Below are 8,025 nucleotides of genomic sequence, written 5' to 3'. Positions count from 1 at the left end.
CGAGCAATGAGCACCAACCCGTTCGATGACGACAGCGGCACCTTCTTCGTGCTGGTCAACGCCGACGAACAACACAGCCTGTGGCCCACCTTCGCCGACGTGCCGGCGGGCTGGCGGGTGGTGTTCGGCGAAGCGGACCGCGCGGCGTGCCTGGATTACGTCGAACAGAACTGGACCGACATCCGGCCGAAAAGCCTGCGTGATTCCGTCGCGGCACGCCGCCCGGCCGACTAGCCGGCAAACCCGAAATTCTGGGCTGCTACACAGGTTGCGCACAGACTAGTCGGGCGAACCTCGCGTAACCTGTGTCACAGGGTGCGCAATCGCACCATCTGTATCCGTGTGACACACCGTCATGTCGGTGCACTTCGAAGGGGGACATCGTGAAATCCGTCAAAGCTCTCGCCACGGGGGTGGCCGCAGTCGGCGCTCTCGGCGCCGCCGCGCTGGGCGTCACGTCGCTCGCCGCTGCACCGACGGCCGACGTGCAGCTGGCCTCGGTCGGCGCGCCGTATGGACCGGCCCCGCAGGATCCGCCGCCGCTGCCCGCTCCGGTCGTCGGCGTGCCGACCGCCGATCAGCTGGTCGGACTGCTGAACAGCCTTGCCGACCCGAACGTGTCGTTCACCAACAAGGGCAACCTGGTCGAAGGTGGCATCAGCGGCACCGAGGCTCACCTGGCCGACCACGAGTTGAAGAAGGCCGCCAAGAACGGCGACCTGCCGTTGACATTCGACATCACCAACATCCAGCCGGGCCCCGGCGGGACGGCGACGGCCGTCGTCGCCGTGTCCGGCCCTAAGCTGCCGAACCCGGTGTCGCAGAACGTCACCTTCGTCAACCAGGGCAGCTGGATGTTGTCGCGCGCCTCGGCGATGCAGCTGCTACAGGCGGCCGGACACTGATGACCATCGGGCGGGTTGGCCTCCGACAGGGCCGAGAAGGGAAAACCATGAAATCCGTGGCGATGAGCGTGGCGGCGCTGGCCGTTCTCGGCGGCGCGGCCGTCGGCCTAACCCCGGTCGCGCCGTCGGCGCCGCAGCCGGCCGTGCAGCTGACCGGGATGGGCGCGCCGTACGGACCGGCGCTGCCGCAAGACCCGCCGCCCCCGGCGCCCGGCCAAAACCTGCCGACGCCGGACCAATTGGTGAACCTGTGCAACCAGGTCACCGATGCCGGTGTGTCGTACACGACCAAGACCAATCTGGTCCAGGGCGGCATCAGTCCGGATGAGGGGCACGTGGCCGACCACGACTTGCGTAAGGCCTACCGAAACGGGAACTTCCCGGAAACGTTCACCGTCACCAACATCCAGCCGGCCGGCCCTAACGCGGCCACCGCCGACGTGGCGATCGCAGGTCCGAAGCTCGCCGGACCGGTGACCAAGAACCTCGCGTTCGTCAACGAGGGCGGCAATTGGATCCTGCAGCACGACTCCGCGCTCGCCCTGGTGCAGGCGGCCGCCGCCACGAACTAACCGCACACCGCGCTGAGATCCAGCCGCGCGATGCGCGCCGGATCGGCCAGCACGTCGATGGCCGCCACCCGGCCGTCGCGCACCAGGAACGCCATGATCGCCACCGGGCGGCGGGCGACGAGGATGACCGCGCCGGCGGCTCCGTTGACGGTCGCGGCGCGGATTTCCCGCTCCTGGCCCGCGTAGCCGCGGGCCAGCTGCGCCACCGACTGCGCGCCCTGGGCACGGAAAAGCGCTGCGCCGGAACCAAAGTCGCCGCGTAGCAGCACGTCGGGATGCAGCACCGACAACAGCCGGTCGAAGTCGCCGGAACGCCCCGCGGCGAAGAATGCGTCGACGGCCTCGCGTTGCGCCGGCACGTCCGCGTCGGGAACCGGGTGGGCGTCCTCGATGCGTCGCCGGGCGCGACTGGCCAGCTTGCGGGTCGCCTCCGGTGTGCGCTCCACGATCGTCGCGATGTGGTCGAACGGCACACCGAAGACGTCATGCAGCACGAACGCCAGGCGCTCGGCCGGTGGCAAGGTGTCCAACACGACGAACAGCGCCAGGCCGACCGCCTCGGCCAGCATCGCGCGGTGCTCGGGGTAGGACGAGTCGTCCGCGTCGACGATCGGATCCGGCAACTGCGCCATCGGCTCCTCGCGGTGCCGGCCGCGGCGGTCGCGCAGCACGTTCAAGCAGATGCGGGCCACCACGGTGGTCAGCCAGGCGTCGAGGTTGGCGATGTCGTCCGCCCCGCTGCGGTCCAGCCGCAACCAGGCTTCCTGCACTGCGTCCTGGGCGTCGTCGACCGAGCCGAGCATGCGGTACGCGACGGCGCTCAGCTGCGGGCGGGCCGCCTCGAACCGTTCCGTCAGCGACCGCCCGGCGGTCATGGGCGAGCGGTGTCCGGCATTGCACACACCCGACCGCCGGAGAAGCCGGCCGACTTGATGCCCAACGCGATATTGAACCGGGCGCGCATGTTGCCGAGGTTGATGACATGAGTGAGCCCGACGAGCTGCGCGGTGTCGAAATGGGCGCGCAGCGCGTCGAACAGCTCGTCGGTCACCTCGACCGGGGTACGGCTCATGGCGGTGGCGTACTCGAGGATCAGCTTGTCGACGTCGGAAAAACATGCGGCCGCACGGTAATTCGACAACGCCAGCAGTTCCTCGTCGGTGAGACCCCAGCGGCGGGCGATCTGCGAGCCGAGGTCGATGCAGTATTCACAACCCACGGTCGTGGCCGCCTTCAACTCCGCCAGCGCGCGGTGGCGTGGGCTGAGGATGTCGAGCTTGGCCTCGGCCTGCTCGAGCTTGCCGTAGGCGCTCAGCAACCTGGGAATGTGGGCATACATGCGCAGCGGCTCGAGCATCCCGGCCGTTTCCAGGCCGGTCATCTGCGCGAGTTTGCGCTTGGTGAAGAAGAACGCGATCTTCGCGCCGAGGCCGGCGTCGCGGTCATCGACCCCCTGCAGACGGGACATGGCGATCCTTCCGAATAGTCACGGTACGGGCCCAGCTGAGTCTGTGGCCCCTACTACGTCGACACCCGGCGACCCGCAAACGTGACCGGTTACCGCCCCAAACTCGAGCCGGAGCCCTGGGTCTGCTGGCTCAACGGTATGTCCATGTCGTACACCCGGGCGTGCAGCACGGTGCGGTTTCGCAGCGCCGCCCGCACGGCGCGGTGCAAACCGTCCTCGAGATAGACCACGCCGCGCCACCGCACCGCGTGCGGAAAGAGATCGCCGTAGAACGTGGAGTCCTCCGAGAGCAGCCGGTCCAGGGCCAGCACCGTGGTCGTGGTGACCAACTCGTCGAGCCGGATCTGTTGCGGCGGGATCCGGGACCAGTCGCGGTAGGACAGCCCGTGGTCCGGATAGGGCTTACCTTCTCGTACGCCCTTGAAGATCATTTGCCAATTTTCCCCGATGCGTCGTCGAAACCCGACGGATGTCTGCCGCAAAGGCTAGCGGCAAAGTCGTCGATCACGCGCCGGACACTTGCTGATGAGGGTCAACGTCTCATCAGACCGTAAAATGTACTGGATCAAGGAGGTGGTCGATGGGCAGCGCTGACGAGCGTCGCTTCGAGGTGCTGCGCGCGATCGTCGCCGACTTCGTCGCCACCCAGGAGCCGATCGGGTCGAAGTCGCTCGTGGAGCGGCACAATCTCGGCGTGTCCAGCGCCACCATCCGCAATGACATGGCGGTGTTGGAGGCCGAGGGGTACATCACGCAGCCCCACACCAGCTCCGGCCGGGTGCCCACCGAGAAGGGGTACCGCGAATTCGTCGACCGCATCGACGACGTCAAGCCGCTCTCGACGGCCGAGCGGCGGGCGATCCAGTCCTTCCTGGAATCCGGCGTCGACCTCGACGACGTGCTGCGACGGGCGGTGCGGCTGCTGGCACAGCTGACCCGTCAGGTGGCCGTCGTGCAGTACCCGACCCTGTCCACATCGACGGTGCGACACCTCGAAGTGATCGCGCTGACGCCGGCGCGACTGCTGATGGTCGTCATCACCTCCTCGGGGCGGGTGGATCAGCGCATCGTCGAGCTCGGCGACGTCATCGACGAGCACCAACTCTCTCAGCTGCGGGAGATCCTGGGCCAGGCGCTGGAAGGCAAGAAGCTTTCCGCGGCCTCGGTGGCGGTGTCCGAGCTGGCCGCCCAGCTCGGCGGCACCGGCGGGCTCGGGGACGCGGTCGGCCGTTCGGCGACGGTGTTGCTGGAGTCCCTGGTCGAGCACACCGAAGAGCGCCTGGTGATGGGCGGCACCGCCAACCTGACCCGCAACGCGGCGGACTTCGGGGGTTCGCTGCGCTCGATCCTGGAAGCGCTGGAGGAGCAGGTCGTGGTGCTGCGGTTACTGGCGGCCCAGCAGGAGGCCGGGAAGGTAACCGTTCGCATCGGTCACGAGACCGAGGCCGAACAAATGGCGGGAACGTCGATGGTGACCACCGCGTACGGCACCATGGACACCGTGTACGGCGGTATGGGGGTGTTGGGCCCCACCCGGATGGACTATCCGGGAACTATCGCCAGCGTGGCCGCGGTTGCTCTTTATATTGGCGAAGTCCTGGGTGCTCGATGAACGCGCACCGGCAGGATTGCGGACGTACGTGGTAACGCGGCCCTAACGGGGTCCAGAAAGGTCAGGCGTGGCACGCGACTATTATGGGCTGCTCGGCGTGAATAAGAACGCCAGCGATGCGGAGATCAAGCGCGCCTATCGGAAGCTGGCGCGTGAACTGCACCCCGACATCAACCCCGACGAGGCCGCGCAGGCGCGGTTCAAGGAGGTCAGCGTCGCCTACGAGGTGCTGAGCGATCCCGAGAAACGCCGGATCGTCGATTTGGGCGGGGATCCGCTGGAAAACGGCGCGGCCGGCGGCGGCTTCGGCGGATTCGGTGGCCTGGGCGACGTGTTCGAGGCGTTCTTCGGCGGCAGTTTCACCGGGGGCGCGACCTCGCGCGGCCCGATCGGCCGGGTCCGGCCCGGGTCGGACTCGTTGCTGCGGATGCGTCTGGACCTCGAGGAGTGCGCGACCGGAGTGACCAAGCAGGTCACCGTCGACACGGCAGTGCTGTGCGACCGCTGCCAGGGCAAAGGCACCAACGGCGATTCGGCGCCGGTCCCGTGCGACACCTGCGGCGGCCGGGGCGAGGTGCAAACGGTGCAGCGCTCGCTGCTGGGGCAGATGGTCACGTCGCGGCCGTGCCCCACCTGCCGCGGCGTCGGCGTGGTCATCCCCGATCCCTGCCATCAGTGCATGGGCGACGGGCGGGTGCGCGCCCGGCGCGGGATCAGCGTCAAGATCCCGGCCGGTGTCGGCGACGGGATGCGGGTGCGGCTCGCCGCACAGGGCGAGGTCGGCCCGGGCGGCGGTCCGGCCGGTGACCTGTATGTCGAGGTGCACGAACAGGCCCATGACATATTCGTCCGCGACGGTGACGACCTGCACTGCACGGTGTCGGTGCCGATGATCGACGCCGCGCTGGGCACCACCATCACGATCGACGACATCCTGGACGGACCCAGCGAAATCACCATTCCGCCTGGGACACAACCGGGTTCGATCATCACGCTGCGCGGCCAGGGCATGCCGCAACTGCGGTCGTCCACCCGGGGCAATCTCAATGTCCACGTCGAGGTGGTGGTCCCCACCCGGCTGGACAACCACGACATCGAATTGCTGCGCGAGCTGAAGAGCCGGCGCAACCGCGACGTGCCCGAGGTCCGTTCCTCCCACACCGGCGGCGGGCTGTTCAGCCGGCTGCGCGAAACCTTCAGCGGGCGCTAGCCCGGTCGCGGCGGCCGTGCAGATGGTGGCGACGCTGTTCTACGTCGAGGCCCTGCCCGACATCGGTGAACTCGCGGTGGTCGACGGCGACGAAGGCTTTCACGCCGCGACGGTGCGCCGGATCCGGCCCGGCGAGCAGTTGGTGCTCGGCAACGGCGCGGGCGGGTTGGCCCGCTGCGTGGTCGAACAATCCGGGCGCGACGGCTTGCACGCCCGGGTGCTTGACCGTTGGGCCGCGGACCCGGCCCGGCCCGCGGTCACGGTGGTGCAAGCGCTGCCGAAGTCCGACCGCTCCGAGCTGGCGATCGAACTTGCCACCGAGGCCGGCGCCGACGCGTTTCTGGCCTGGCAGGCGACTCGATGCGTGGCCACCTGGCAGGGTGCCCGGGTCGAGAAGGGGCTGCGTCGGTGGCGCGCCGTGGCGCGCTCGGCGGCGCGCCAATCGCGGCGGGCCTACCTGCCGACCGTCGACGGCGTGCTGAGCACGCCGCGGCTGATCCCGCGGATCCGCGACGCCGTGGTCGCCGGCGCGACGGCATTGGTGTTGCACGAGTCGGCGCCCGAGCGGCTCGCGGCCGCCGCCCTGGCGCAAGCGAACTCGCTGATGCTGGTGGTCGGTCCCGAGGGCGGTATCGCCCCGGAGGAGCTGGCCGCGCTGATCGATGCGGGCGCCGTGGCGGTGCGACTGGGCCCGCAGGTATTGCGGACGTCCACCGCGGCCGCCGTGGCGCTGGGGGCCCTGGGCGTGCTCACACCGCGATGGGAGCAAACCGCCGAGGTCGAGCCCGCCGCGCCGCGCGCGGCTGACCAGACGGAGCCCTCGGCGTAGACTGAGACATCCGAATCACCCTTGATGAGCCGAGATAGGCAGGCACCGGAAACCACGTGACGCCACGCGAGACCAACGCTGCCGACGCAGCTGGGGACCTGCAGGGGCCCGATCTCAAAGCTCAGGTTCGCAGCAGCATCGACATTCCGCCCGATGTGGTCGTGGGCTTGCTGGGTTCGGCAGACGAAAATTTGCGCGCCCTCGAACGCACCCTCAACGCTGACCTGCATGTCCGCGGCAACGCCGTCACGCTCTCGGGTCAGTCCGCCGACGTCGCCCTGGCCGAGCGGGTGCTCACCGAGCTCGTCGCGATCGTGGCGAACGGCCAGCCGCTGACGCCCGAGGTGGTGCGCCACAGCGTCGCGATGCTGGTCGGCACCGGCAACGAGTCACCGGCCGAGGTGCTCACGCTGGACATCTTGTCGCGCCGCGGCAAGACGATTCGGCCCAAGACGCTCAACCAGAAGCGATACGTCGACGCCATCGACGCGCACACCATCGTGTTCGGGATCGGCCCCGCCGGCACCGGCAAGACGTATCTGGCGATGGCCAAGGCGGTCAACGCGCTGCAGTCCAAACAGGTCACCCGCATCATCCTGACCCGTCCGGCCGTGGAGGCCGGCGAGCGGTTGGGCTTCCTGCCCGGCACCCTGAACGAGAAGATCGACCCGTATCTGCGGCCGCTGTACGACGCGCTCTACGACATGATGGACCCCGAGCTGGTACCGAAGCTGATGTCGGCCGGGGTGATCGAGGTCGCGCCGCTGGCATACATGCGCGGCAGGGCGCAACCACTATTCACTAAAGTGTTGACTCCCAACGGGTTTCGCCCTATCGGTGATCTCAAGGTCGGGGATAGCGTCATCGGTTGCGATGGCCTGCCGACGGAAGTCATCGGCGTGTACCCGCAGGGGTTCAAAGAGATCTACCGGGTCTGGACGCAGGACGGTTCGTCGACCCTAGCCTCCGGCGATCATCTGTGGTCGGTGTACACCCACTCCGACCGGCGGCTCGGCAAGCCGGCACGGGTGTTGCAGACGAAGCAGATGATCGGCAACCTTCGTGCCGCGCACTCCTACCGCTACGAGCTGCCGCTGTTGAGTGCCCCGGTGAGCTTCGAGCCGCGGCCCATTCCACTGGACCCGTACGTGCTCGGACTGCAGTTGGGTGCCGGTTGTCCGACGTGCTCGACGCCGTCGTTCGCGGCGGCGAATCCGGTCACGGCGGCGGGCTCGCGCTCGGCCACCACGTTCGTTCCTCGCGATTACCTGTTCAATGCGCCCGAGGTGCGGTTGGCGCTGTTGCAGGGGTTGCTCGACTCCGACGGCAGTCCGGTCCGGCAGCAGGACCGGTCGTGCCGTATCCAGTTCACGACGCTCTCCGAACGCCTGCGCGACGACGTGATGTTCCTGGTTCGGTCGTTGGGCGG

9 protein-coding genes and 2 pseudogenes are annotated in these 8,025 nt (G+C 68.4%); 8 read left to right on the top strand and 3 right to left on the bottom strand.

The annotated features are described in order from the left end of the window. Positions 1-6: 6 nt before the first annotated feature. From AWC25_RS20865 to AWC25_RS20855, 3 genes are all read left to right on the top strand, one after another. Positions 7-234 (top strand): MbtH family protein, encoded by a 228-nt coding sequence (locus AWC25_RS20865; protein ID WP_069398912.1) that lies wholly within the window; start codon positions 7-9, stop codon positions 232-234. A 149-nt stretch (positions 235-383) separates the two neighbouring features. After that, positions 384-905, top strand: coding sequence for an MTB12 family secreted protein (locus tag AWC25_RS20860; RefSeq protein WP_069398911.1), 522 nt, complete (start codon positions 384-386; stop codon positions 903-905). A gap of 47 nt (positions 906-952) precedes the next feature. Continuing rightward, positions 953-1,477, top strand: coding sequence for an MTB12 family secreted protein (locus AWC25_RS20855; RefSeq protein WP_085167474.1), 525 nt, complete (start codon positions 953-955; stop codon positions 1,475-1,477). Here AWC25_RS20855 and AWC25_RS20850 read toward each other — a convergent pair. From AWC25_RS20850 to AWC25_RS20840, 3 genes are all read right to left on the bottom strand, one after another. Then, the gene (locus tag AWC25_RS20850) at positions 1,474-2,352 is read right to left on the bottom strand and encodes a sigma-70 family RNA polymerase sigma factor (protein ID WP_085167472.1); all 879 of its coding nucleotides are present in this window, start codon (positions 2,350-2,352) and stop codon (positions 1,474-1,476) included. The genes AWC25_RS20855 and AWC25_RS20850 overlap by 4 nt on opposite strands. Next, positions 2,349-2,945, bottom strand: a complete 597-nt coding sequence (locus AWC25_RS20845) for a carboxymuconolactone decarboxylase family protein (protein WP_069398908.1) — start codon at positions 2,943-2,945, stop codon at positions 2,349-2,351. Before AWC25_RS20845 ends, AWC25_RS20850 begins: the two co-directional genes overlap by 4 nt. A gap of 89 nt (positions 2,946-3,034) precedes the next feature. Then, positions 3,035-3,376, bottom strand: coding sequence for a type II toxin-antitoxin system VapB family antitoxin (locus AWC25_RS20840; RefSeq protein ID WP_069398907.1), 342 nt, complete (start codon positions 3,374-3,376; stop codon positions 3,035-3,037). A 149-nt stretch (positions 3,377-3,525) separates the two neighbouring features. Between AWC25_RS20840 and hrcA the strand changes: the two genes are divergently transcribed. The 5 genes and pseudogenes from hrcA to AWC25_RS27770 all read left to right on the top strand — a co-directional run. Further along, entirely contained in the window at positions 3,526-4,557 is a 1,032-nt protein-coding gene (hrcA, locus tag AWC25_RS20835) for a heat-inducible transcriptional repressor HrcA (RefSeq protein ID WP_069398906.1), read from the top strand. Positions 4,558-4,624: 67 nt separating this feature from the next. Continuing rightward, positions 4,625-5,767 (top strand): molecular chaperone DnaJ, encoded by a 1,143-nt coding sequence (dnaJ, locus tag AWC25_RS20830; RefSeq protein ID WP_069398905.1) that lies wholly within the window; start codon positions 4,625-4,627, stop codon positions 5,765-5,767. 22 nt (positions 5,768-5,789) lie between these two features. Further along, complete coding sequence (locus tag AWC25_RS20825; protein ID WP_069399028.1) at positions 5,790-6,596, top strand: 16S rRNA (uracil(1498)-N(3))-methyltransferase; 807 nt, start codon at positions 5,790-5,792, stop codon at positions 6,594-6,596. A gap of 56 nt (positions 6,597-6,652) precedes the next feature. Next, positions 6,653-7,381, top strand: a pseudogene (locus AWC25_RS27545) (PhoH family protein); the annotation flags it as partial. Continuing rightward, positions 7,370-8,011, top strand: a pseudogene (locus AWC25_RS27770) (LAGLIDADG family homing endonuclease); the annotation flags it as partial. The pseudogenes AWC25_RS27545 and AWC25_RS27770, both read left to right, overlap by 12 nt. Positions 8,012-8,025: the final 14 nt, after the last annotated feature.

Source organism: Mycobacterium sherrisii, from assembly GCF_002102355.1.
Taxonomy (GTDB): domain Bacteria; phylum Actinomycetota; class Actinomycetes; order Mycobacteriales; family Mycobacteriaceae; genus Mycobacterium; species Mycobacterium sherrisii.
This window is presented reverse-complemented; position numbering and strand designations above follow the sequence as displayed.

Excerpts from the sequence above, each read along its gene's own strand:
- AWC25_RS20825 (WP_069399028.1), top strand. The coding sequence starts at position 5,790 with ATGGTGGCGACGCTGTTCTACGTCGAGGCCCTGCCCGACATCGGTGAA.
- hrcA (WP_069398906.1), top strand. The coding sequence starts at position 3,526 with ATGGGCAGCGCTGACGAGCGTCGCTTCGAGGTGCTGCGCGCGATCGTC.
- AWC25_RS20855 (WP_085167474.1), top strand. The coding sequence starts at position 953 with ATGAAATCCGTGGCGATGAGCGTGGCGGCGCTGGCCGTTCTCGGCGGC.
- AWC25_RS20865 (WP_069398912.1), top strand. The coding sequence starts at position 7 with ATGAGCACCAACCCGTTCGATGACGACAGCGGCACCTTCTTCGTGCTG.
- AWC25_RS20850 (WP_085167472.1), bottom strand. The coding sequence starts at position 2,352 with ATGACCGCCGGGCGGTCGCTGACGGAACGGTTCGAGGCGGCCCGCCCG.
- AWC25_RS20840 (WP_069398907.1), bottom strand. The coding sequence starts at position 3,376 with ATGATCTTCAAGGGCGTACGAGAAGGTAAGCCCTATCCGGACCACGGG.
- AWC25_RS20845 (WP_069398908.1), bottom strand. The coding sequence starts at position 2,945 with ATGTCCCGTCTGCAGGGGGTCGATGACCGCGACGCCGGCCTCGGCGCG.